Source organism: Pedobacter fastidiosus (assembly GCF_014306625.1).
In the GTDB taxonomy this organism is placed as follows: domain Bacteria; phylum Bacteroidota; class Bacteroidia; order Sphingobacteriales; family Sphingobacteriaceae; genus Pedobacter; species Pedobacter fastidiosus.
Genome location: NZ_JACRYL010000001.1, coordinates 1 through 24,085, shown reverse-complemented (window position 1 = coordinate 24,085; position 24,085 = coordinate 1). Strand labels below are relative to the sequence as shown.

Here is a 24,085-nt window from a genome sequence, read left to right as displayed (position 1 = left end):
GCATTAATCAACCATAATTATTACAAAATACACGCCTAATACCCTTTGGTTTCAATGCGATTAATAATTATATTTGCCACCGTTATTAAAATTTACAATGAGAGAAATCCAATTTAGAGAAGCACTACGCGAAGCTATGCAAGAAGAAATGCGTAAAGATGACCGCGTTTTTTTATTAGGTGAAGAAGTAGCAGAATATAACGGAGCGTACAAGGTAAGTCAGGGAATGCTTGATGAATTTGGTGCGAAACGTATAATCGATACCCCAATTGCCGAATTAGGTTTTGCAGGTATTGCAACTGGTGCAGCAACAGCAGGCTTAATTCCAATTGTAGAGTTCATGACATTCAACTTCTCATTAGTAGCAATTGACCAAATTATCAACGGCGCTGCTAAAATTTTATCAATGAGTGGTGGTCAGTTCTCCTGCCCTATGGTTTTCCGTGGTCCAACAGGTAACGCTGGCCAATTAGGTGCACAACACTCTCAAAACTTCGAAAACTGGTTTGCAAACACTCCAGGTTTAAAAGTTGTAGTTCCATCTACACCTTACGAAGCAAAAGGTTTATTAAAACAAGCGATTATTGATCCAGATCCAGTTATCTTCATGGAATCAGAGGTGATGTATGGCGATAAAGGTGATGTACCGGCTGAAGAATATTACATCGAATTTGGTAAAGCAAACGTGACTAAAGAAGGCACAGATGTAACCATCGTTACCTTCGGGAAAATGTTAACCCGCGTGGTAAACCCAGCTGTAGAAGAATTAACTAAAGAGGGAATCAGCGTAGAAGTTATAGATTTACGTACTGTTCGCCCTATCGATTACGATACAATTATAGCTTCGGTTAAGAAAACAAACCGTTTGGTTGTTGTAGAAGAAGCTTGGCCTTTGGCATCGCTTTCAGGAGAAATTGCCTATAACGTTCAACGAAATGCATTCGATTATTTAGATGCACCAGTAGTTCGTATTACTTGTGCTGATGTTCCGCTTCCATATTCGCCAACTTTAATCGCTGCTAGTTTACCAAATGCAGAGCGTGTAGTTAAAGCCGTGAAAGAAGTAATGTACGTTAAAAAATAAATTATCATTCTTTGCTTAAGCAAAGAATAAGCATATAGATCCCTCAAAGCAATTTGAGGGATTTTTTTATTATACGTCATTGCGAGGCACGAAGCAATCTCACTTCAACAAATAAATTCTTCATTTCCGTGGCAAATATTTGAAAACCAACATTCAGTAATTCTTCTGAAACATTAGCCCCGCCATCCATTAATCCGATGAAAAATCGGAACCATTCCTGTCGGGTTTATTTTACTCAAGTCTGTTCAAAAAACTTCGTTCAGTTTCCTGCTTAAACGTAAAAACCGAACGATATTTTTTAACTTCGCTACGACAAAAAACCACATTCCATGTCCGAGAATTACATAGCCGAGCAAATATTTAACAAAGAAGATTTTACTTTAAGAGCATTACCAAAAGCAGAATACGAAAACTGTAAATTCCTTAACTGCAACTTCTCCAATTCAGATTTAAACGGTGTAAAATTTCTCGATTGTGAATTTATTTCTTGCAATTTAAGTTTAGCAAACTTAACCAAAACCTCACTTAACGATATCAATTTCAGTGATTGTAAAATGCTTGGACTCCGTTTCGAAAATTGCAACGATTTCGGTTTGGCATTCGGTTTTGATAACTGCAAATTAGACCATTCCTCTTTCTACAAACTGAAACTAAAGAAAACGACTTTCAAAAACACCCAGCTTCATGAAGTCGATTTTTCGGAGTGCGACTTGGCAAATTCAACTTTCGACAACTGCGATTTACTCGGCACAACTTTCGACAGAACCATTCTCGAAAAAGCCGATTTCAGAACGGCATACAATTATTCCATCGACCCTGATAATAATAGAATTAAGAAAGCAAGGTTTTCGAAAGCAGGAATCGCTGGCTTATTAAACAAATACGATATTTTGATTAGTGAATAGTTTTAGCCCTTTGCAACCAAAAATAGTAGCAATACCCAAATTACCTAAACGGGATTGAAGCGATATACTTTTAAAATAGCAGCAACCCTGAATATGCTGTCATGCTGAGGTACGAAGCATCTGCAACCGATGAAACAGATTCTTCGTTCCTCAGAATGACAGAAGTTTTTTAAAAGATTTAGCGTAAAGCCCAACTAACAATAAACAAGGCTTCTGCTTTTGCTTTTCAAAAAAAAGGAAATTACAAAATCATTTAATCATTCAAATCCTGGTACGCGAAGCAATTAATTACTCACATATTTCGGTGGAAAACTTCATCTTAAAAATCCTTAAATCCCGCAAATCCTGATTAGCTTTACCCCTTTAATTTCAGAATATGTTAGCCCACCATAAATTAATTGCAACAGAGTTAAAAGTTGCAGAAAAACAAGTTACCGCAACAGTAAGTTTATTAGATGAAGGCGCAACCGTACCCTTCATTTCGCGTTATAGAAAAGAAGTTACTGGAAGTTTAGACGAAGTTCAAGTTGCCGCAATCCGCGATAGAGTTTTGCAGTTACGCGATTTAGACAAGCGCCGCGAAGCCATTTTAAAATCAATGACGGAGCTTGGAAAATTAACTCCAGAATTGGAAAAACAAATTAACAATGCAGAAACGATTTCGCTTTTAGAAGATATTTATTTGCCATACAAACCGAAACGCAAAACCCGTGCTTCGGTAGCAAAAGAAAAAGGTTTAGAGCCTTTGGCCTTACAAATTTTCGACCAACAGAATTTTGATTTAGAAGCATCAGCCGATAAGTTTATTGATATAGAAAAAGGTGTAAATTCTTTGGATGAAGCTTTAGCTGGAGCCAGAGATATCATCGCCGAAATGATTTCGGAAAATGCTGAAGCTCGTACTAAAATGCGGACTTATTTTCAGGAGAAAGCCGTTTTTAAAGCTGAAGTAATTAAAGGTAAGGAAGAAGAGGGAATAAAATACAAAGATTACTTTGAATGGAGTGAACCAGTAAAAACTGCGGCTTCGCACCGTGTTTTAGCCATGCGCCGTGGCGAGAAAGAACTGATACTTAGATTAGATGCTTTGCCACCTGCTGAAGATGCCTTAACAATTCTGGAAAACCAATTTATTTTGGGCAATAATGCCGCATCAAAGCAAGTTCAGCAAGCTTTGGAAGATGGTTATAAGCGACTATTAGAGCCAGCAATGGAAACCGAACTTCGGGTGTTAACCAAACAAAAAGCTGATGAAGAAGCCATCCGTGTTTTTGCAGAAAATGCTCGACAGTTATTGTTGGCAGCGCCAATGGGGCAAAAAAATGTGCTGGCTATCGATCCAGGTTTCCGTACGGGTTGCAAAGTAGTTTGCCTAGATAAGCAAGGCCAACTTTTAGAAAGTACAGCAATTTATCCGCACACCGGACAAGGAAATGTAAAAAATGCAGAAATCACCATTCAAGAGCTTTGCAAAAAGTATGAAATCGAGGCAATCGCTATTGGTAATGGAACTGCAGGTAGAGAAACCGAAGCTTTTATCCGTGGCCTAAACTTACTAAATACAACTATTGTGATGGTTAACGAAAGTGGCGCTTCAATCTATTCAGCCTCTGATGTTGCACGTGAGGAGTTTCCGACACAGGATATTACTGTTCGTGGAGCAGTTTCCATTGGTCGAAGATTGATGGATCCACTGGCGGAACTGGTAAAAATCGATGCAAAATCTATAGGTGTTGGCCAATATCAACACGATGTTGACCAAAATAAATTGCAAGCCAGTTTGGATGATACCGTAATCAGCGCCGTAAATGCTGTTGGCGTAGAATTAAACACCGCTTCGAAACAGATTCTGGCTTATATTTCTGGCTTAGGACCAACTTTAGCGCAAAACATTGTTGATTACCGCAATACTAACGGTGCTTTTAAAAACCGTGAAAGTTTGAAAAAAGTTCCTCGTTTGGGAGATAAAGCTTATGAACAAGCGGCAGGTTTCTTGCGCATCCGAAATGCTGAAAATGTTCTAGATACAAGTGGCGTTCACCCTGAGCGTTATGCCGTGGTAGATAAAATGGCAAAGGATTTAGGCACAACGGTATCAGCTTTGATGAAAGATCCACAGCTACAAAAACAAATTAAGCCACAACAATATGTTACCGCCGAAATTGGTTTGCCCACATTAACTGATATTTTAAAAGAGCTTGCAAAACCTGGCCGCGACCCACGCGAACAATTCGAAGCTTTCAGTTTTACCGATGGCGTAAACGAAATTGCCGATTTAAGAATTGGAATGAAATTGCCAGGAATTGTAACCAACATTACCAACTTTGGTGCTTTTGTAGATATTGGCGTGCATCAAGACGGTTTGGTTCACACCAGCCAATTGGCCAATCGTTTTGTAGCCAATCCAAATGATATTGTTAAAGTTCATCAAAAAGTAGAGGTTACCGTGATGGAAGTGGATGCTGCTCGTAAAAGAATATCACTTTCAATGAAAACACCCCAAACCCCTAAAGAGGCTTCGAAACCACAAGCTAAAAACAAAGTTTTACCAAAGGATGAAAAATCGAATAAAAATAAGCATAATAAAGCCCCTTTAGGGGTTGGGGTTAAAAATGCTGATGGTGATTTGCAGGAGAAATTGGCGAAGTTGAAAGGCATGTTTAAATAATTCTATCACCACCTCAGGCACCTTACCTTAGTTGAGCTTAGGTGTCTGAGGTGGTATTAAATCCCCTCAAACTTATCCTTGTGTTCCAACCTCGTTTTAGGTAAACTTTCAGGATAATTTGTTTGGATAAACGTAATCATCGCTTCCCGCACAATACATCGCAAATCAAACGCTCTGGAAGAATTAGAAGCACTCATTAAAAAACGAATCTCTATTGAGCCATCCTTATTGGTATCGGTAACCTGAACCACGTTCACTCTTTTATCCCAAAGTAAATTATTGGTTAAAAGCCTTGTTAATTCTTGGCGCAAAGGCTCAATAGGAATGGTATAATCCATATAAAGAAAGACTGTTCCGAGCAAATCAGCTGAAACTCTTGTCCAGTTTTGAAAGGGTTTTTCAATAAAATAAGTAATGGGCAAAATCAATCTACGTTGGTCCCAAATACTTACCACAACATAAGTTAAAGTTATCTCTTCTACCTTTCCCCACTCACCCTCCACAATTAAAACATCATCAATCCTTATAGGTTGAGTAAAAGCAATTTGAAAGCCTGCCAATAAATTTCCAAGTGATTTTTGTGCCGCAAAGCCGATAATAATTCCACCGATTCCTACACCCGTGAGTAAGCCAGCCCCAATTCTGCGCATGCTTTCAAAACTCAATAAAATAATTGCGGCGGTAATTAATATGATTAGCGAAACAATAAACTTTCGAACAAACTGAAGCTGAGTTCTAATCTTCCGTTCTTTTAAATTATTCTCTTTGTTTAAATCATATTTGAGGAAAAAATAATCTTCTAGCACATCAATAATCCGAATAAGAATTAGCGCAAATAGGATCGTTAGCGCTACTTCTAATATTTTTGTTAATGATAATCGATACACCGCATCCATTTCCATTAGCGATAAAGAAAAATTTAGGAATAAGGCTGGAATAAATACACCAACGGGATGCCGTAAATGTTTTATGGTAGATTTTATAATAATGGAATCCCACAAACGAGACAACAATAAGAAAATTTTATGTATGATAAATTTAATCAGCATGCCAAGCAATATGACCACAATTCCAATAATTAGATTCTTAAAAAATAACGGAATGGGGTAACCGAAAAAATGGTCGAGATACTGCATAAAGAAATTTGTTGGTTAAATAGTGCGGCGAATTGCCAAGTCGATAAATTAACAACAACAATCTTTTGCGTTTTGTTTGTCGGGATAATTTTACGTCAATAATAATTTCAATACATTAGGGTTTTCAATCATTAAGAAAAATCGATAAAATGGATTTCTTCAATAGCCACAGCATTTTTTTTACGGTACTCGATTACAAAATGAGTTACTTGGAGTTTTTCGCTGTAATTACTGGCATCATTTCAGTTATACTTTCGGCAAAGGCTAACATTTGGAGCTGGCCTATGGGGATAGTAAATGTGTTTCTATCTGCCTTTTTTTATTACCAAATTCAGCTTTATCCTGATATGTTTTTAATGGTTTTCTTTTTTGTTACCAATATTATGGGCTGGTACCGATGGGCAAATCCAAAACCTGAGGAAGCGGACAATAAGAAAGAATTACGTATCAGTTTTATGCCAATTAAACAATTTATGGTTTTACTGGGTATCGGAATATTAGGAACCTTTTTAATCGGAACGTTAGCAAGTAAACTTCACAGTTGGCTTCCATTATTGTTCAATTTGCCAAGTGCTTACCCATTTATAGATTCTTTTATCTTGGTAATGAGTGTTATCACTACTTTTTTAATGATTCAAAAAAGAATAGAATGCTGGATTATTTGGTTGATAATTGATGTGGTTGCTACTTACTTGTACTTTTTAAAGGGTGCTAAATTTTTCGGAATTGAGTACTTCATATTTACGATTATTGCGGGTTTTGCTTTATGGCATTGGATAAAAGAGTATAGAAATTATTCGAGAACAGCATGAACTCGAAAATCGAGGAATAAATTATCTTAAAATTAGTGGCAATTATCAAGAACGAGAAGAAAAGGTAAAATCCATTATTGATTCGATATTGCAGTAAAAAGTTTTAATGTCGCAAATTCAAGCCAGCTGATCATGTAGGGAAGGTTAAGTGGCTATTCAAACATTTAATCCACATCGAATTGATGCTCTCCTTCAAGCGGTAATATTGAATTAAGTTGTGCTAAATCTCCTTCTACAAAACATTTAATGATTTGTTCCAAATCCTTAACTAATATTTCATCTGCATGTCTGGCATCCCAAACTTTTTTCTCCTCTTTTCTAGTAATGAATTTAGTTAGCCAGCCTGTTTTTTCGAGATGATACCAAGACAAAGTAACTACAAAGTTTAAGTTATGTTCATGTAGTTGATCTTCATGAATATAATTAAGAAAAACATTTAAATTTAACCTGCTTTCGATAGCAGAAAGGTCCAAATACCAATAATCCTCGTAAGCGATGTACTCGTCACTTCTGTAAGCATGATAGTGATTTTTAATCTCTTGCAGCCAATTGATACCCTTACAAAAGTTTACTACCTCGGCGCTATTTCGGTTTAGTAATTGAGTTTTCTTGCCTAATGAAGATAAAAATTCGATGTTGAACATAAATTATATTGCTAGAGGTTGATAGATGTTCCAAGATAAATAAGAATTTCATAAATCTCAATTTTTGTGATTGGTAATGAGTTGGAAAATAGTAACTATAATTAATTCAACGCTTGAGGGACTATCTTTGAGGTCGCAAATTGTGACCTCAAAATCAAATCTGTTTTTGCATCTTCAATTTAAATCCAATAATGATATGACAGCCAAACAAGCGCCCTCTATCATCCCTGAAAATATTTTAGTCAACAAAATTTATGAAATTCGTGGCTGTAAAGTGATGCTTGATAGTGATTTGGCAGAACTTTATGGTGTGGAGACGAGAATTTTAAATCAAGCCATTAAAAGGAATATAGAACGTTTCCCTGAAGACTTTATGTTTCAATTAAGTAAAGAAGAATGGAATTCTTTGATATCACAAATTGTGACATCAAAGAAAGGTAGAGGTGGGATAAGAAAACTTCCTTTTGCTTTTACCGAACATGGCGTCCTAATGCTTTCCAGTGTTTTAAATAGTCAGCAAGCTATTCAGGTTAACATTCAAATTGTGAAGATATTTACGCGATTAAGGCAATGGTTAACCGAAAACGGAGAATTGAAGTACGAAATTGAGGACATTAAAAGGAAGCTCAATAATCAGGATAAAAATATAGAGCTTGTTTTTAGTTACTTGGATCAATTAATGGAAAAGAAAATTGAGCCAAGGAAACAGATTGGTTATAAGCCAGATGATTTATGACTATTAGCACTAAGCCCGCAATAGCACTACAAACCATCCCACCTAAACGGGATTGCAGCGGTATCCTTTTTGTTTTCTCTTAAAGCTTTGACAACTTTTAATAGCCACGTAGAAAGAAAGTTGTCAAAGCTGAAAACAAAAAGATTTAGCGGAAAGCCCGGCCGAACCCAGCCGAAGAGCAAATGGATTTGCTTTCCAAATCACTAAAACACCCCGCCTTGCAGGCACCCCTCTAAAAGAGGGGAATTCCCCTCAAATTGTAATAACCTCTAATTATGAACTTTTTTCCGACCAACTATTTGATAATAAAAGTTTTCTACCTATCTTTGCAGTCCCAAATTTAATGGGAATAAATAATTGTTTAATAAATTAAATACAAGCAAGTGAATACGTTAAGTTACAAAACTGTCTCTGCCAATGCGAAAACTGTTAACAAACAGTGGATTGTTGTTGATGCACAAGGCGAGATTTTGGGGCGCTTGTCATCGAAGATCGCTATGATCATCCGTGGTAAAAACAAGCCTGAGTACACCCCACACGTAGATTGCGGAGATAACGTTATTGTTATCAATGCAGACAAGGTTAAATTGACAGGAAACAAATTCAGCGAAAAGCAATATGTTTCTTATACTGGTTATCCAGGTGGTCAACGTTTTATCTCTCCAAAAGAGTTAATGGCGAAACACCCTCAACGTGTAATAGAGAAAGCGGTACGTGGTATGTTACCGAAAACTAAATTGGGCAAAAAATTATACACAAACTTATTTGTGTATGCTGGTGAATCTCATCCGCATTCGGCTCAATCTCCAAAAACCATTAAACTTTAAGAAATGTCAGTTACTAACACTTCAGGAAGAAGAAAAACAGCTGTTGCACGCATCTACTTAAAAGATGGTGCTGGCGCAATTACCGTTAACGGTAAAGATCACAAAGTATATTTCCCTACTTTACCTTTGCAATATATCGTAAACCAAAGTTTAGAAGTTTCTGAGCTTACTGGCCGTTATGATATTACTGTAAACGTACAAGGCGGTGGAGTAAAAGGACAAGCAGAAGCTGTTCGTTTAGCTATTGCTAAAGCGATTGTAGAACTAGATGCGGAGAAAAAACCAGCATTGCGTGCTAAAGGTTTAATGACTCGTGATAACCGTATGGTTGAGCGTAAAAAACCAGGACGTGCTAAAGCTCGTAAGAAATTCCAATTCAGTAAACGTTAATCACAGGAGGCAAAGACAATGGCAAGAACAACTTATCAAGACTTATTGGATGCAGGTGTACACTTTGGTCACCTTACCCGTAAATGGAATCCAAAAATGGCTCCTTACATTTTCATGGAGCGTAATGGAATTCACATTATAGATTTAAATAAAACTTTAACTAAAACTGAAGAGGCTGCGGCTGCGATTAAACAAATCGTAAAATCAGGACGTAAAGTATTATTTGTTTCAACAAAAAAACAAGCTAAAGGAATCGTAGCTGAACAAGCTAAAAAAGTAAATATGCCTTTCGTAACCGAACGTTGGTTAGGTGGTATGTTAACTAACTTTGCTACAGTTCGTAAGTCAATCAAAAAGATGTCTAACATCGATAAAATGACTAAAGACGGTACTTATGCTATTTTATCTAAAAAAGAGCGTTTGATGATTCAGCGTGAGCGTATTAAATTAGAATCACTTTTAGGTGGTATTGCTGATTTAAACCGTTTACCTGCAGCTTTATTCTTAATTGATGTTAAGAAAGAGCACATTGCAGTAACTGAAGCATTAAAATTAAACATCCCAACTTTTGCGATGGTTGATACAAACTCTGATCCTTCTAACATCGATTTCCCTATTCCGGCGAATGATGATGCTACAAAATCAATCTCTTTAATTACTGATGTAATTATCAAAGCTATTGAAGAAGGTTTAGATGAGCGTAAACGTGAAAAAGACGATGAAGCTGAAAAAGAAGCAGTAGCAGCGAAAGTTGCAGCTGATGCTCCTGAAGTTAAAGAGCCTAGAGCAGCTGGTGAAAAAAGACCAACTACTAAAAAGGTAACTGCTGAAGCAGAAGTTGAAGCGCCTTCATCAGAAGAAACTAAAACAGAAGAATAACCCCCAACCTCCTCTAACGGGGAAGTATAGGTTACAATTCAAAATTCATAAAATTATTTAATCACAAACAAGTCCCGATTTCAATCGGGATTTGTTTGTAAAAACAAAATAAAAATGTCTACAGTACAAATTACTGCCGCAGATGTAAATAAATTACGCCAACAAACTGGTGCTGGTATGATGGATTGCAAAAAAGCTTTGGTTGAAGCAAATGGCGATTTCGAAGCAGCGGTTGATTTATTGCGCAAAAAAGGTCAAAAAGTATCTGCCGCTCGTTCTGGTAATGCTACTTCTGAAGGTCTAGTATCAATCAATGTTTCAGCAGATGGCACTAATGGCAAATTAGTTGCTCTAGCTTGTGAAACTGAGCCAGTTTCTAAAGTTGAAGATTTCCGTAATCTAGCTCAAGCTGTATTAGCTGCAGCAGTTGCCAACAATCCTGCTTCTACCGAAGAATTATCAGCGATTACTTTGGAAGATGGACGTACAGTTGGCGAAACCATTACTGAACTAACCGGTAAAATTGGTGAGAAAATCGTTATTCAAGATTACGCAAATGTATCTGGTGAAAAAATCGTTTCTTATATCCACTCTAATGGCAAAATGGGCGTTTTGGTAGTATTTGAAGGTACTAATGGCGTAGATATTACTGAAGCTGGTAAAGATGTTGCAATGCAAATTGCTGCAATGAACCCAGTTGCTGTTGATAAAGACGGTGTTGATCCTGCTACTATTGAACGTGAAATCGAAATTGCTAAAGATGTAATTCGTCAAGAAGGCAAACCAGAAGAAATGGTTGAAAAAATTGCTGCTGGTAAATTGAATAAATTCTACAAAGACAGTACTTTATTAAACCAAGAGTTTGTTAAAGACGGTTCTGTAGATGTTCGTAAATTCTTAGATAACACTGTTAAAGGATTAACTGTAACAGCTTTCAAACGTGTTCAATTAGGTGCATAAGCATTTATAAATAGTATTAAAAATCCCGATGAGAATCGGGATTTTTTTTTGCTCAATTTTATGGCGTAAATTGAAAATTATACCTTTTTTTACAACTTCGATTGTAATTTAGCCTAATCATAAAACAAAAAACATGCTAACAATAGAAAATATCAATTTCTATCAAAATGATATATTAATTAAAAATCATGATCTTGAAATTAAGGGTGGCCTAATATCTTCTATCAAACCCTCAATAAAAGATAATAAAGAAAGTGAAAGGATTGTTGTTCCTGGTTTTATAGACCTTCAAATTTACGGTGCTGGCGGTAGATTATTCTCTGCAGAACCAACTGTAGAATCATTAACCATAATGGAAGATGATTTATTAAGAAGGGGCACTACAGGTTTTTTAGCTTGCATGGCGACAAACACTCCAGAGGTTTTTAATGAATGTATAAAAGCGGCTAAAGAGCATCGAACTATCGCAAAGAACTGCTTAGGTTTACATTTAGAAGGCCCATTTTTAAACCCAAAACGTTTAGGGGCACACATTCCAGAATTTGTTCGAAAAGCTTCTCTCGATGAAATTAAAGCCTTGTTGGATTTTGGTGATGGCGTTATTAAAATGATGACGATTGCTCCAGAACTTCAGGATGATGAAGTGATTGAATATCTTTTAAACAACGGAGTTGTGGTTTCTCTTGGACACAGCAACGCTACTTTTCAGCAGGCCACCGAGGCTTATAATAAGGGAATTCAAACCACTACACACCTCTTTAATGCAATGAGTCCCATTCATCATCGCGAACCAGGCATCCCGACAGCAGTTTTTAACCACAATAAGGCAATGGCCAGTATTATTGTAGATAATCAGCACGTAAGTTTTGAAGTGGTTAAATTTAGTCAGAAATTATTGAAGGAAAGGATGTTTTTAATTACCGATGCGGTAACTGAATGTTCTTCGGGCCCTTATCAACATAAGCTTATTGGCGATAAATATGTAATGCCTGATGGAACTTTATCAGGATCATCTTTAACTATGCTAAAAGCTGTTAAAAACTGTGTAGAACATTGCGACATTACTTTAATAGATGCTTTAAAAATGGCTACAGAATATCCTGCTAAATTAATTGGTAGTGATCAAATTTTCGGAAAAATTGGGGTGGGTATGGAAGCGAATTTACTCGTTTTGGATGAAGCTCTAAATATTAAACAAACTATATTTAAGGGCAATTCTTTATCAAACTAAATATTTACATCAATTATTAAAATCGATAGCCGGTAAGTAAAAAATTGTTAATATTTTTGAGGTCATGAAATACAAACGCATCCTATTAAAGCTCAGTGGAGAATCACTAATGGGCGAAAAACAGTACGGTATTGATAATGAACGGGTTAGGCAATATGCTATAGATATAAAAGCTGTTCACGATAAAGGGCTAGAAATAGCAATCGTAATTGGTGGAGGAAATATTTTTAGAGGCTTAAGTGCTGAAAAAAGTGGGATGGATAGAGCGCAAGCCGATTATATGGGCATGTTGGCTACGGTTATCAACTCAATGGCTTTACAAGATGCGTTAGAAAAAGTTGGTATAAAAACCCGTTTACTAACTGCAATTAAAATGGAGCAAATTTGCGAGCCATTTATTCGCAGAAGAGCCGTTCGCCATTTAGAGAAAGGCAGAGTTGTTATTTTTGGTGCCGGTACAGGTAATCCATATTTTACAACAGATTCTGCAGCTGCTTTAAGAGCAATTGAAATTAAAGCTGATGTGGTTTTAAAAGGAACCCGTGTAGATGGTATTTACACGGCAGACCCTGAAAAAGACCCTCATGCTACCAAATATGAAGAAATCACCTTTAGAGAAGTGTATGATAAAGGCTTAAACGTTATGGACATGACAGCCTTTACACTTTGCGAAGAAAACCAAGTTCCAATTATTGTGTTTGATATGAATAAGCATGGCAATTTCATGAAAATAGCAAACGGCGAACCTATTGGAACCCTGGTTAAATAACCATAAAAAATTTATTATTTTTGTAGAATACACACAATTATGAACGACCTCATACAATTACAATTAATGGATGCGCAATCTGCAATGGATAAAGCCATCGATCATTGTGAATCTGAATTAACTAAAATTAGAGCTGGTAAAGCATCAGCAGGAATGTTAGATGGTATTTTTGTAGATTATTACGGCGCTTCTACCGCTTTATCTCAAGTTTCTAGCATAAACACACCTGATGCAAGAACAATAGTGATTCAGCCTTGGGAAAAATCACTTTTAGTGCCTATTGAAAAAGCAATCCAAGTTGCAAATATTGGTATCAACCCACAGAATGATGGTATCGTTATTCGTTTGGTTGTGCCACCTTTAACAGAAGAACGCAGAAAAGACTTAGTTAAAAAGGTTAAGGAAGAAGCTGAACGCGGAAGAGTAACCGTACGCAATATTCGTAAGGATGCAAATACCAAAATTCAAAAACTAAAGGGAGATGGCGTTTCTGATGACGAGATAAAAACCGGTGAAGGTGAGGTTCAAAAACTTACTGATATCTATATTATCAAAGTTGACAAACATGCTGAGGCTAAAGAAAAAGACGTAATGACGGTTTAATGGCCCAAATAAAATATGCAAAGGGAATGGATATCAAATCTGTTCCCTTTTTTTATGATCTAAAAAAGAACGAATAAAAAAAGGGAATCTCGAATGAGATTCCCTTTTGTATATAATCTAGAAACGATTAAAGTTTCCTTGCTACTTCTACTTGTTCGTAAGCTTCTACAATATCGCCAACTTCGATGTTGTTAAAGTTCTGAATGTTTAAACCACACTCGTAACCTTTCAACACTTCTTTAACGTCATCTTTAAAGCGTTTTAACGATGCTAATTCACCTGTATAAACTACAACACCATCTCTAACGATGCGGATCTGGCTTTTACGGGTAATTTTACCATCCAATACCATACAACCTGCAATAGTACCCACTTTAGTAATTTTGAACGTCTCACGAATCTCAACGTTAGCCACAATTTTCTCTTCAAATTCTGGATCCAACATACCTTCCATTGCAGATTTGATCTCGTTGATCGCATCGTAAATGATAGAATATAAACGGATATCGATTTGCTCTTGTTCTGCCAATTTACGTGCACCAGTTGATGGACGAACTTGGAAACCAATAATAATTGCATCAGAAGCTGAAGCCAATAATACATCAGACTCTGAAATCTGACCAACACCTTTACTGATAATGTTGATTTGGATTTGCTCTGTTGATAATTTCAATAATGAATCGGCTAATGCCTCAATCGAACCATCCACGTCACCTTTAACAATGATGTTAAGTTCTTTAAAGTTACCTATCGCTAAACGACGACCAATCTCATCCAATGTAATGTGTTTCTGTGTACGTAAACCTTGCTCACGTTGTAATTGCATCCGCTTGTTTGCAATATCACGTGCTTCAGTTTCACTTTCTAAAGCGTTGAAACGATCACCAGCTGTTGGCGCTCCCTGCATACCCAAAACCTGTACCGGTTGTGATGGCCCTGCCGATTCTACCTTAGCACCACGCTCATTGGTTAATGCTTTAACACGACCACTATAACTACCTGCCAAAATTGGATCTCCAACTCTTAACGTACCAGCCTGAACCAATACAGTTGTTACAATACCACGGCCTTTATCTAATGCCGATTCGATTACAGTACCTGTAGCTCTCTTATTCGGATTCGCTTTAAGTTCTAATAATTCAGCTTCTAATAACACCTTATCTAAAAGTGCATCAACGTTCAAGCCTGTTTTACTTGATATTTCTTGTGATTGGAATTTTCCACCCCAATCTTCAACCAAGATATTCATTACCGATAATTGCTCACGCACTTTATCTGAATTTGCACCTGGTTTATCAATTTTTGTAAAAGCAAATACCAAAGGTACGCCTGCTGCTTGTGCATGGTTAATGGCCTCTTTTGTTTGAGGCATCACCGCATCATCCGCAGCAATTACAATAATAGCAATATCAGCAGCCTTAGCACCACGAGCACGCATCGCTGTAAACGCTTCGTGACCAGGAGTATCTAAGAACGTTACTTTTTTACCAGTTGGGGTAGTTACCATATAAGCTCCAATGTGCTGAGTAATACCACCCGCCTCACCAGCAACAACGTTTGCCTTACGGATATAATCCAGCAATGAAGTTTTACCGTGATCGACGTGACCCATAATCGTAACAACCGGAGCTCTTTCGATTAAGTTTTCAACTGCATCTTCTTCCTCAATTACGTTTTCTTCGTCTTCATCTGGTTTAACGAATTGAATTTCGTAACCAAACTCATCAGCTACAATGGTTAAGGTTTCAGCATCTAAACGCTGATTAATTGAAACGAACATTCCAAGGCTCATACAAGTACCAATAATTTTGGTAACTGGTACATCCATCATGCTCGCCAATTCATTAGCCGTAACAAATTCTGTTACTTTTAATATTTTTGATTGAGATTCAAGTTCATTTGCTGCTTCTTCTGCCGATGTAGCAACATCATCACGTTTTTGACGACGTAATTTTGCACGTTGGGCAAATTTACCAGATTTACCAGCACCACTTAAACGAGCAAGTGTTGCTTTGATTTGATCTTGAATTTCTTTCTCAGTAGGTTCCTCTTTAGGCCCGCTTGGTGTAGCATTTCTATTTTGAAAACCACCGCCTGGACGGTTTGTATTGTTATTTCTATTTCCTTGGTATGGAGTTCCACCACCACCCGCTGGTCTATTACCTTGGTATGGTGTTCCGCCACCCGGTCTGTTGCCTTGGTAAGGAGTACGAGGTGTACCCGATGCACCCGGCTGACCTGGCGTTGAAGGATTTTGTCCTTGTTGACCTTGGCCACCGCCACCATGTTGGCCCGGTTGACCTGGCGCTCCAGGAGTTTTTTTACGTTTACGTTTACGCTTAGCCGCTTCACTATCGCTAGATGATGCTACCGGACCGTTTCTTCTATCTGGCGTAGTTGGTAAAACAATTTTACCAATAATATTCGGTCCAGTAAGTTTAACTGTACGTGCTTTTATAACTTCAGGCTCATTACTAACTGGTTTAACCTCTACAGGTTTAACTTCAGCTGGTTTTTCTTCTGCCTTAGGTTGCTCAACTGGCTTAACAGGCTCTGGTGCTTTCGCAACCGGCGCTGTTGGCGCAGGAGTTTCTTCCTTTCTAACTTCTACAGGTTTTTCTTCAGCTTTTGGCTGTTCAACTGCTGGTTTAGCAGGCTCTTCAACCTTTGCAACTGGAGCTGTAACTTGTGGCGCAACTGGTGCTTCTTCCTTTTTAACAGGACGAGTTTTTGAGTTAAGGTCGTTTAAATCGATCTTTCCTACAATTTTAACTCCTGGGCGACCGCTGTCTTCAGCTTTATCTTCTGCCTTAGTTTCTTTAACTGGCTCTGCTGCCGCTGGAGCTTGGTTTTCTACTTTTGGTGCTTCAACTACCTTTGGTTTCTCTACCGGAGGTGCGAATGATTGAGCATTTTTAATTAAAATCTCTTCTTTCTCAAAATCGGTATTCTTCTTCGGCGCTTCTACTGGCTTCTCAGTTTCAGGCTCGTCACGACGTATTTTACCAATCACTATTTGTTTGGCTTCTTCTCTTACGATCTTATCTCCCTGATACTCTTTTAACAAGGCATTATACATGTCTCCCGTAAGTTTAAACATAGGACTCTTCTCGGCAGAGAATCCCTTTTTGTTTAAAAACTCAACGGCCGTACCCATGCCTATATTAAGTTCTTTAATAGCTTTAATTAAAATGATTGGTTTGTCGTCTGACATTTAGCTCCTGTTATTGTTTTTATTTAATACAAAAGTAGTGTTTATTTGGCAATTACACCACTTATTCAAATTCTGACTTCAAAATTTGAACCACTTCTTTAATGGTTTCTTCTTCAAGGTCGGTGCGTTTTACCAAATCTTCTACTGTAAGTGCTAATACACTCTTAGCAGTATCGCAACCGATAGCCTTTAATTCGTCGATAATCCAGCTATCAATCTCATCTGAGAATTCTTCTAGATCCACATCTTCGTCTGTTTCTTCACCTGCTTCGCGATACACATCAATTTCGTAACCAGTTAATTTACCAGCCAATTTAATGTTGTGTCCACCACGGCCAATTGCTAATGAAACCTGATCTGGTTTTAAGTAAACCGATGCGTGTTTAGTTTCATCATCTAACTTAATAGAAGTAATTTTTGCCGGGCTTAAAGCACGTGTAATATATAATGAAGTATTATTTGTGAAGTTAATCACGTCAATATTTTCGTTTTTCAATTCGCGAACGATACCATGAATCCGAGAACCTTTCATACCCACACATGCTCCTACTGGATCAATACGGTCATCATAAGATTCTACTGCTACTTTAGCACGTTCTCCTGGTTCGCGAACAATTTTCTTAATGGTAATTAATCCATCAAAAATTTCTGGAACTTCCTGTTCAAACAAACGTTGTAAGAATTCAGGTGCTGTTCTTGAAATAATAATTTTTGGATTAGCGTTAATCATTTCTACTTTAGAGATTACCGCTCTCACAGAATCGCCTTTTTTGAAATAATCAGCAGGAATTTGTTCTGTTTTAGGCATTAAAAGTTCGTTACCTTCATCATCCAAAACTAAAGTTTCCTTTTTCCATACTTGGTAAACCTCGCCTGTTACCACTTCGCCTACTCTATCTTTATATTTTTTGAAGATTTCGTCTTTCTCTAATTCCAATACTTTAGAAACCAAAGTTTGACGTGCAGCTAAAATTGCTCTACGACCGAAACTTTCTAGGGTAATTTGTTCGATATAATCATCACCAACTTCTAAAGTGCTGTCTAATTTAGACACTTCAGCAAGTTCGATTTCTAGATCATCGTCCTCAGAAAATCCATCTTCCATCACTTTTCTCGTTCTCCAGATTTCCAAATCCCCATTGTCAGGATTCACAATCACATCACAGTTTTCGTCAGTTCCGTATTTTTTACGCAACATACTACGAAAAACTTCTTCCAACACACTGATCACCGTTGGGCGATCTATATTTTTAAAATCCTTGAACTCCTGGAAAGAGTCGATCAAATTAATTGTTGTAGTACTCATTTTTATTTAAATGAAATTAACACACTGGTTTCTATTATATCATTAAATGCTACTTCCGTTTGCACAGTTGTCGCCTTTTTTCCTTTTTCCTTAACCGATTCTTCAATCAGCAATTTATTTTCGGTAACCTCTAAAAGTTTACCCTCTTTTTTTTGTCCGCCAACAAGCTTAATACTTATTGTACGCCCAATATTTTTGTTATACTGGCGGATGAGTTTTAACGGCTCACCTACACCTGGCGAAGAAACTTCTAAATTATAAGCCTGTTCTATTGTATTTTCTTCTTCTAGATGAAACCCAACATGCCTGCTAATGGCCACACAATCCTGTATGCTTACTCCCTCGTCTCCATCAACATGAATAATCAATTTGTTGTTTGGCAACATTTTAACTTCGACCAAAAATAGTTCTGGTCGATCTGCAATTTTTTCCTCTACTAGGGTTGCAACTCTCTTTTCTACCTGCATATTTTAACCTGATTTCATAGAAAAAGGGGACATTGTCCCCTTCTCTTTTCTTCGATTACGATGCAAATGTACTAAATTTTTATAAAAAATCCAATAGCTAGATCAATTATTATAGTATGAATTAGCGTGTAAGTATTTGTCGTTGTGGCTGTAAGTTATGTTTAATGCCGTTTGTTAGTAGTTTTTTAGCATCTGCATAATTAACCCCAATATAACTTTCTACCAAGTAATTTTTACCTTTTATAAACGCTTCATTTGGTTTAAAAACCACCGAATCGCCTTCTAAACTAAATCTCCCGCTAATTTCTTCTTCTACTTGCAAACTGTCCTGATCGCTAGGCGTTAACAGCACAGATATTAAATTAACGGAATCAGGATTTGTTTTAAAAGAATTTTTAACTTGAAAGAAACTTGCCTCATCAATATTTTTAATTATTATTGAAGAACTATCTCCCGAAAACTTTATTACTGGCTTGCTGTTTGTATTTGAGCAAGAAATTGCAAGCATTGCGATTACAACAATAAACAAGTATTTAAAAACACATTTAATCATTTACAAAACTAAACAATTATGAGATTTATTATTGAAATCCTTTTGATGGGATTAGCCTTTTTTATCGGAGCCAAATTAGTTCCAGGAGTAGAAGTTGCAGGTTATGGTAGCGCAATTATTGCAGCTATTTTGATTGCATTGGCAAACTCGACCATTGGTTTTATCTTAAGACTGTTAACCTTTCCAGTAAACTTTTTAACCTTGGGGCTGGTATCGTTCATCATTACCGTTTTAATGATTTTATTGGTAGATAGCATGATGACTTCTTTTAACACATCTGGCTTTTTAGCTGCTGCATTTTTAGCAATTGTTGTGGCTTTGATAAAAGCAATATTCGGCGCTGTTGCTGGTGAGAAAGAATAATTTGGCAGACAGTTTACAGTTAGCATTTTAACTCGCTAACTGTAAACTGTTATTTCCAACCAAAATCTATCGGATTACCTCTCTTGAAATGACCATCTTCTGGATCTCTGATGTTCCTTCATAAATTTGGGTAATTTTTGCATCACGCATTAATCGCTCCACATGATATTCTTTTACAAAACCATAGCCACCATGTACCTGAACGGCTTCAATAGTTACATCCATTGCAACTTTCGAGGCAAAAAGTTTAGCCATTGATCCAGCTTGTGTATAAGGCAAGCCTTGATCTTTTAACCATGCAGCTTTATAAACTAATAAACGGGCAGCTTCTATTTGAGTAGCCATATCTGCCAATTTAAATGCAATGGCCTGATGTTCTGAAATTGGTTTCCCGAACGATTTACGTTCTTTCGCATATTGTGTTGCCAGCTCGAAAGCGCCCTGCGCAATGCCCAAAGCTTGTGCTGCAATCCCTATCCTACCACCTTCTAGGGTTTTCATGGCAAATGAAAAGCCAAAACCATCGTCTCCAATTCTATTTTCTTTGGGCACCTTAACATCGTTAAACATTAAAGAGTGCGTATCTGATCCACGAATGCCAAGCTTATTTTCTTTCGGACCAATGGTGAAACCTTCAGCGCCTTTTTCAACGATGAAAGCATTTATTCCTTTATGTCTTAATTCTGGATGTGTTTGTGCAATAACTAAATAAGTTGATGCTGTACTGCCATTTGTAATCCAGTTTTTGGTTCCGTTTAATAAATAGTAGTCGCCTTTATCTTCTGCTGTTGTTCTTTGAGAAGTCGCATCCGAACCCGCTTCAGGCTCTGATAAACAGAATGCACCAATTTTTTCTCCGGAAGCTAATGGTTTTAAATATTTTTCTTTTTGGGCCTCGTTGCCATAATGTTCCAGTCCGTAGCAAACCAAAGAGTTATTTACCGATACCACAACCGATGCCGAGGCATCAATTTTGGAGAGCTCTTCCATTACCAGCACATAAGAAATGGCATCTAAGCCACTTCCATTGTATTTTGGATCGACCATCATCCCCAAAAAACCAAGTTCCCCTAGTTTTTTTACTTGTTCTGTCGGAAATTTTTGATGTTCGTCTCTTTCGATTACGCCAGGTTTTAGTTCTTGCTGTGCAAAATCACGAGCAGCCTGCTGAATCATTATTTGTTCTTCACTTAATTCAAAATGCATAACATTTATGTATAAAAGGTTAGTTAATCAAATGTAGCATTTCAGATTGAAATTACTATGGCTGCATAGTAAATTATTTTGAAGGCGTTTTAGAGTTCGTACCGAACTGAGGCAAAAACATTTCGCCCAATAAGCGGAATGTTGCTAATTCTTTGTCCATCGCCCAAATTGTAAACTGCTGAGTAAGATTTAACATTGGCTAGATTTTCGCCCCGGAGAGTAAAAAAAAGTGGTGTATTTTTAAGTTTGAAATTTACTTCTGCATCAACAAACAAAAAATTTGCTTTGTAAGTGGTATACAAATTATTATATACAAAACGCGTATCTAGAATAAAGTTGGTTTGCTTAATAATCGATAATCTCTGTTTAAAACCTGTAACCAAATCAGCAGATTTAGATTGTATTTCGTTATTTAATAGAAAATCAGGCTGTTTATTTAACGAATTGAAATAGCTGGCGTTAAGTGTGATATAATATTTTTTGCTCCAATTCCTTTTAAGAAAAATTTCTAGTGCCGAAGTACTATTAACTGTTTTATAAATGCCCCCATTATTCAACAATAGATATGTCGATCTTCCTGCAGAGGCTTTTAGTTCTATCAGCGCATTGAGAAACAAAGACACAAATCGGTGATTGGTACCTACATAAAAATTCCCTGCCCCTGCATTAGCCAAACTGTCGGTACTAAAATTTAAAAAATTTTGATACTGATTAATATGCACTGGATTATTTAAATTATAATTATAAAAGAAATAAAGATTACTGTTGTTTGAAACATCTGGCCAAATGAAATTAAGATTATAGCTAAAAGAAATTTGTTTTACACCGTTATCAACTGTAGCATTTCTACTGTAGCTTTCTATTGATTTGGGTTGATAAATCCTAGATAATTTAGTAATGTCATAAGCATTTTGGTTATAGCTAATGGTTAGGAAACCACTAGCTTTTGTATGTATTTTATGAACATAAATTAATGAAGTATTAATCAATGGAATAATAAAGCTTTCATATGTTTGAGCTTCTTTGAGCACACTTCTATTTAAGCCAGCCTCAATTTTGTAGGAAACGCTAAAATCCTTTTTACGTATTAATCTACCATCAACACTTGTTACTATTTTATTTTGTAAATACGAATGGCCTCTCCCAAAATCAACAGGGCTTATGGGCGTTAAATTATCTGAAAGGTCAGTAAAATTTGTGCTCCCATCTAACTTCATTTCACTTATTTGATATGAAATGTTCCATTCAATTCTTTGTTTTTTGGTGCTAATAAATCTTTTATGGCTTATTAAAAAAGTACTTAATCTATCATCCAAATGCTGATTCAATAACACATAATCAGAGTTTGGCGAATTAAAAATCGCGGGCCATTGCAGAGATAGCGCTTCTGCACTTTGATCTATCTTTTGAGTATTAAATTTTATGCTCGTTAGGTTAGCTGAAGATGCATTAGTGCGGTGCGTATATTCACTTTCTAAGCTAAAACTATCCCAATTATTGATCAAACCATTTTCAAGCACTGATAAACTCCCACTTTGCAGATAATTGGATTGCTGATTACCATGAGTATGATCGGAAAACCAGCCTATTACGGTTTTGAGATTACTGGCAGTATCAATATCATAATTAACCGTTTGTTTTATATTAAGCAATCTTGGTTTATAAGTACCCAGATTATTTTCTTCCCTATTGAGGAAACTTTGCCCATTATAATAATTTGTACTTGTAATTGTGCTTTGCTGTTGATGATCGCTTATGTAAGAAACTTCGGTTTTACTATGTGTTTTTTTCGAAATCGGCGCATTAATATCAATCCTATTATCAAACAAATTATTGCGAATATAATATCTGTTAAGTACATTATTTATTAAGGAAAGCGGGTAATTGGTCATTAATAATTGGCCACCCAATTGTTCGTGCTCATTTTTTATTTCACTATCCAGCTTCCAATCCACCCCATCGCCCAAACTGTTTATATTACCAACATAACCTGCCTTGATTTTATTTGAAATTGAAAAAAGAACAGGACTTGCCAGATAACGTTTTTTTGTTCCAAAGCCCATTTCGAAATCACCAAAGCCAGCCTTAATAGTTCCCTTTTTAAGGGTTAAGTTTAAAAAGGTTTCATTTCCACTAATACCGCTTAGCAATTTATTTTCGCTCTGGTTCTCTTGCACTTGTACCAGATCTATTACGTGCGACGGAAAGCTATTGAGCAAAAGCTTTACTTTATCCGAAAAGAGATCTTCATTATCTACACGGATTTTATTAATCGGTTTGCGGTTATAAGTAAGTTTACCTTCTTCAGAGATCTCGAAACCAGGTATTTTCTCCAAAACATCTTTAAGCTTTTTTTCATCTCCTTCTTTAAATGCATCTGCCCTAAAATTGGTGGTATCGCCACGTTTCCAAATCGGAGGGCCTTTTATATTGACATCTTTTAAAAAATTGGATTTTACATGAAGCTTTACTACCAAATTCTGCTTTTGATTTTTTACAGCTATAGCAATAGTCGTATCGGTATATGTAATGTGGTTGATGCCGATTTTGAGACTATCATCATCTTTATTAATAACAAAATTTCTATTGAAAGTATTTTTGCCAGCCAATACAAAATAACTATAAATAAGCTTGCTTTTATTGCCTTTAATTGTGATGCTACAGTCGTTAATTGGTATCCCAAATTCATCAATAATTATTGAATTTAGGTTGATTTCCTGAGCTTGGATGGTAAAGGGCGATATGAACAAAAAGAAGAACAAAAAAGCTAACTTCATCTTAATTATTGTTTTAAAATTTCTTGTTGCTTTTCTAGTTTGGTCTTTTTGCCTGGTTTGCCATGATAACTTTTTAATACCCTCGTATCTTTTTTAACTTGTTTAAACTCTTTAGGCTCAAAAACAGCATCGCAAATTGCGCTTTGTGTATCATAACTTATCAGCTGATAATGTTCATTAAAAGGTAAAAAATCTGCCTGAACAACTAAACCTGGTAAATTAAAAATACCCGATAAATTAATGCTATTTTGTATATCAGGGCAAAACCAAATCTTCCATTGATTTGCCGTATCTTCTGCCAGCTGACATTTCAAACTATTTATTGTTTTTGTTTCTGGTTTGTAAATCCACTCTTGTCCATAACCCAACTCAAATGAATTCTCATAGATAGGTGTTGCCTCACTTGAAACTTTTGCTCTGATTATCATTTTATCAAAATCGCAATAATAAAGCCATTGTGTAGTATCTTTATGCAAGTCAAAACTCTCGATGCCGTTTATCGTATTAACCGAAATTTCTCCCATTGGATATTTCTTCAAATAACTTGGCGTTTCC

The 24,085-nt window shown here is 36.5% G+C and carries 22 protein-coding genes; 13 read left to right on the top strand and 9 right to left on the bottom strand.

Going from position 1 to position 24,085, the window contains the following annotated elements:
* Window positions 1-97 precede the first annotated feature (97 nt).
* From H7U22_RS00110 to H7U22_RS00100, 3 genes are all read left to right on the top strand, one after another.
* Window positions 98-1,084 carry a pyruvate dehydrogenase complex E1 component subunit beta gene (locus H7U22_RS00110; RefSeq protein WP_187069311.1) on the top strand — a complete coding sequence of 329 codons (987 nt, stop codon included), beginning with the start codon at window positions 98-100 and terminating at the stop codon, window positions 1,082-1,084.
* Window positions 1,085-1,413: 329 nt separating this feature from the next.
* Window positions 1,414-1,989 carry a pentapeptide repeat-containing protein gene (locus H7U22_RS00105; RefSeq protein WP_187069310.1) on the top strand — a complete coding sequence of 192 codons (576 nt, stop codon included), beginning with the start codon at window positions 1,414-1,416 and terminating at the stop codon, window positions 1,987-1,989.
* Window positions 1,990-2,365: 376 nt separating this feature from the next.
* A complete protein-coding gene (locus tag H7U22_RS00100) occupies window positions 2,366-4,657 on the top strand; it encodes a Tex family protein (RefSeq protein ID WP_187069309.1) in 2,292 nt (763 codons plus the stop codon).
* 56 nt (window positions 4,658-4,713) lie between these two features.
* Here the strand turns inward: H7U22_RS00100 and H7U22_RS00095 are convergent, their stop codons facing one another.
* The gene (locus tag H7U22_RS00095; protein ID WP_187069308.1) at window positions 4,714-5,793 is read right to left on the bottom strand and encodes a mechanosensitive ion channel family protein; all 1,080 of its coding nucleotides are present in this window, start codon (window positions 5,791-5,793) and stop codon (window positions 4,714-4,716) included.
* A 149-nt stretch (window positions 5,794-5,942) separates the two neighbouring features.
* Here H7U22_RS00095 and pnuC point away from each other — a divergent pair, with 149 nt between their 5' ends.
* Window positions 5,943-6,605 carry a nicotinamide riboside transporter PnuC gene (pnuC, locus tag H7U22_RS00090; RefSeq protein ID WP_187069307.1) on the top strand — a complete coding sequence of 221 codons (663 nt, stop codon included), beginning with the start codon at window positions 5,943-5,945 and terminating at the stop codon, window positions 6,603-6,605.
* Window positions 6,606-6,769: 164 nt separating this feature from the next.
* Here the strand turns inward: pnuC and H7U22_RS00085 are convergent, their stop codons facing one another.
* Window positions 6,770-7,249: a hypothetical protein gene (locus H7U22_RS00085; protein ID WP_187069306.1), complete on the bottom strand. Its 480-nt coding sequence runs from the start codon at window positions 7,247-7,249 to the stop codon at window positions 6,770-6,772.
* Between the two features lie 196 nt (window positions 7,250-7,445).
* Here H7U22_RS00085 and H7U22_RS00080 point away from each other — a divergent pair, with 196 nt between their 5' ends.
* From H7U22_RS00080 to frr, 8 genes are all read left to right on the top strand, one after another.
* The gene (locus H7U22_RS00080; RefSeq protein WP_187069305.1) at window positions 7,446-7,985 is read left to right on the top strand and encodes an ORF6N domain-containing protein; all 540 of its coding nucleotides are present in this window, start codon (window positions 7,446-7,448) and stop codon (window positions 7,983-7,985) included.
* A gap of 383 nt (window positions 7,986-8,368) precedes the next feature.
* Window positions 8,369-8,812, top strand: a complete 444-nt coding sequence (gene rplM, locus H7U22_RS00075; protein ID WP_131557562.1) for a 50S ribosomal protein L13 — start codon at window positions 8,369-8,371, stop codon at window positions 8,810-8,812.
* A 3-nt stretch (window positions 8,813-8,815) separates the two neighbouring features.
* Entirely contained in the window at window positions 8,816-9,202 is a 387-nt protein-coding gene (gene rpsI / locus H7U22_RS00070) for a 30S ribosomal protein S9 (protein ID WP_025145383.1), read from the top strand.
* Window positions 9,203-9,220: 18 nt separating this feature from the next.
* The gene (rpsB, locus tag H7U22_RS00065) at window positions 9,221-10,081 is read left to right on the top strand and encodes a 30S ribosomal protein S2 (RefSeq protein ID WP_109925370.1); all 861 of its coding nucleotides are present in this window, start codon (window positions 9,221-9,223) and stop codon (window positions 10,079-10,081) included.
* A 114-nt stretch (window positions 10,082-10,195) separates the two neighbouring features.
* On the top strand, window positions 10,196-11,041 hold the full coding sequence (tsf, locus tag H7U22_RS00060; protein WP_187069304.1) for a translation elongation factor Ts: 846 nt from the start codon (window positions 10,196-10,198) through the stop codon (window positions 11,039-11,041).
* Window positions 11,042-11,174: 133 nt separating this feature from the next.
* Window positions 11,175-12,272 (top strand): N-acetylglucosamine-6-phosphate deacetylase, encoded by a 1,098-nt coding sequence (gene nagA, locus H7U22_RS00055; protein ID WP_187069303.1) that lies wholly within the window; start codon window positions 11,175-11,177, stop codon window positions 12,270-12,272.
* A gap of 64 nt (window positions 12,273-12,336) precedes the next feature.
* Entirely contained in the window at window positions 12,337-13,041 is a 705-nt protein-coding gene (gene pyrH / locus H7U22_RS00050) for a UMP kinase (RefSeq protein ID WP_187069302.1), read from the top strand.
* Window positions 13,042-13,080: 39 nt separating this feature from the next.
* Window positions 13,081-13,644: a ribosome recycling factor gene (gene frr, locus H7U22_RS00045; RefSeq protein ID WP_187069301.1), complete on the top strand. Its 564-nt coding sequence runs from the start codon at window positions 13,081-13,083 to the stop codon at window positions 13,642-13,644.
* Between the two features lie 127 nt (window positions 13,645-13,771).
* On the opposite strand, the gene infB is transcribed toward frr, so the two are convergent.
* The 4 genes from infB to H7U22_RS00025 form a co-directional block, all read right to left on the bottom strand.
* Window positions 13,772-16,858, bottom strand: coding sequence for a translation initiation factor IF-2 (gene infB / locus H7U22_RS00040; protein WP_187069300.1), 3,087 nt, complete (start codon window positions 16,856-16,858; stop codon window positions 13,772-13,774).
* A 61-nt stretch (window positions 16,859-16,919) separates the two neighbouring features.
* Entirely contained in the window at window positions 16,920-18,164 is a 1,245-nt protein-coding gene (nusA, locus tag H7U22_RS00035; protein WP_187069299.1) for a transcription termination factor NusA, read from the bottom strand.
* Window positions 18,165-18,166: 2 nt separating this feature from the next.
* Window positions 18,167-18,631: a ribosome assembly cofactor RimP gene (gene rimP, locus H7U22_RS00030; protein WP_187069298.1), complete on the bottom strand. Its 465-nt coding sequence runs from the start codon at window positions 18,629-18,631 to the stop codon at window positions 18,167-18,169.
* Window positions 18,632-18,752: 121 nt separating this feature from the next.
* Window positions 18,753-19,160, bottom strand: a complete 408-nt coding sequence (locus H7U22_RS00025; RefSeq protein ID WP_187069297.1) for a hypothetical protein — start codon at window positions 19,158-19,160, stop codon at window positions 18,753-18,755.
* A gap of 42 nt (window positions 19,161-19,202) precedes the next feature.
* Here H7U22_RS00025 and H7U22_RS00020 point away from each other — a divergent pair, with 42 nt between their 5' ends.
* The gene (locus tag H7U22_RS00020; protein WP_187069296.1) at window positions 19,203-19,547 is read left to right on the top strand and encodes a phage holin family protein; all 345 of its coding nucleotides are present in this window, start codon (window positions 19,203-19,205) and stop codon (window positions 19,545-19,547) included.
* A 66-nt stretch (window positions 19,548-19,613) separates the two neighbouring features.
* Here the strand turns inward: H7U22_RS00020 and H7U22_RS00015 are convergent, their stop codons facing one another.
* The 3 genes from H7U22_RS00015 to H7U22_RS00005 all read right to left on the bottom strand — a co-directional run.
* Window positions 19,614-20,753, bottom strand: a complete 1,140-nt coding sequence (locus H7U22_RS00015; RefSeq protein WP_187069295.1) for an acyl-CoA dehydrogenase — start codon at window positions 20,751-20,753, stop codon at window positions 19,614-19,616.
* 89 nt (window positions 20,754-20,842) lie between these two features.
* The gene (locus H7U22_RS00010; protein ID WP_187069294.1) at window positions 20,843-23,530 is read right to left on the bottom strand and encodes a hypothetical protein; all 2,688 of its coding nucleotides are present in this window, start codon (window positions 23,528-23,530) and stop codon (window positions 20,843-20,845) included.
* Between the two features lie 5 nt (window positions 23,531-23,535).
* On the bottom strand, window positions 23,536-24,085 hold a 550-nt coding region (locus H7U22_RS00005; RefSeq protein ID WP_222621768.1), incomplete at its 5' end, for a hypothetical protein.

What these genes read in the sequence shown, in the direction of transcription:
- H7U22_RS00110 (WP_187069311.1), top strand. Translation starts at nt 98, where the DNA reads ATGAGAGAAATCCAATTTAGAGAAGCACTACGCGAAGCTATGCAAGAA.
- H7U22_RS00105 (WP_187069310.1), top strand. Translation starts at nt 1,414, where the DNA reads ATGTCCGAGAATTACATAGCCGAGCAAATATTTAACAAAGAAGATTTT.
- H7U22_RS00100 (WP_187069309.1), top strand. Translation starts at nt 2,366, where the DNA reads ATGTTAGCCCACCATAAATTAATTGCAACAGAGTTAAAAGTTGCAGAA.
- H7U22_RS00095 (WP_187069308.1), bottom strand. Translation starts at nt 5,793, where the DNA reads ATGCAGTATCTCGACCATTTTTTCGGTTACCCCATTCCGTTATTTTTT.
- pnuC (WP_187069307.1), top strand. Translation starts at nt 5,943, where the DNA reads ATGGATTTCTTCAATAGCCACAGCATTTTTTTTACGGTACTCGATTAC.
- H7U22_RS00085 (WP_187069306.1), bottom strand. Translation starts at nt 7,249, where the DNA reads ATGTTCAACATCGAATTTTTATCTTCATTAGGCAAGAAAACTCAATTA.
- H7U22_RS00080 (WP_187069305.1), top strand. Translation starts at nt 7,446, where the DNA reads ATGACAGCCAAACAAGCGCCCTCTATCATCCCTGAAAATATTTTAGTC.
- rpsI (WP_025145383.1), top strand. Translation starts at nt 8,816, where the DNA reads ATGTCAGTTACTAACACTTCAGGAAGAAGAAAAACAGCTGTTGCACGC.
- rpsB (WP_109925370.1), top strand. Translation starts at nt 9,221, where the DNA reads ATGGCAAGAACAACTTATCAAGACTTATTGGATGCAGGTGTACACTTT.
- tsf (WP_187069304.1), top strand. Translation starts at nt 10,196, where the DNA reads ATGTCTACAGTACAAATTACTGCCGCAGATGTAAATAAATTACGCCAA.
- nagA (WP_187069303.1), top strand. Translation starts at nt 11,175, where the DNA reads ATGCTAACAATAGAAAATATCAATTTCTATCAAAATGATATATTAATT.
- pyrH (WP_187069302.1), top strand. Translation starts at nt 12,337, where the DNA reads ATGAAATACAAACGCATCCTATTAAAGCTCAGTGGAGAATCACTAATG.
- frr (WP_187069301.1), top strand. Translation starts at nt 13,081, where the DNA reads ATGAACGACCTCATACAATTACAATTAATGGATGCGCAATCTGCAATG.
- infB (WP_187069300.1), bottom strand. Translation starts at nt 16,858, where the DNA reads ATGTCAGACGACAAACCAATCATTTTAATTAAAGCTATTAAAGAACTT.
- nusA (WP_187069299.1), bottom strand. Translation starts at nt 18,164, where the DNA reads ATGAGTACTACAACAATTAATTTGATCGACTCTTTCCAGGAGTTCAAG.
- rimP (WP_187069298.1), bottom strand. Translation starts at nt 18,631, where the DNA reads ATGCAGGTAGAAAAGAGAGTTGCAACCCTAGTAGAGGAAAAAATTGCA.
- H7U22_RS00020 (WP_187069296.1), top strand. Translation starts at nt 19,203, where the DNA reads ATGAGATTTATTATTGAAATCCTTTTGATGGGATTAGCCTTTTTTATC.
- H7U22_RS00015 (WP_187069295.1), bottom strand. Translation starts at nt 20,753, where the DNA reads ATGCATTTTGAATTAAGTGAAGAACAAATAATGATTCAGCAGGCTGCT.
- H7U22_RS00010 (WP_187069294.1), bottom strand. Translation starts at nt 23,530, where the DNA reads ATGAAGTTAGCTTTTTTGTTCTTCTTTTTGTTCATATCGCCCTTTACC.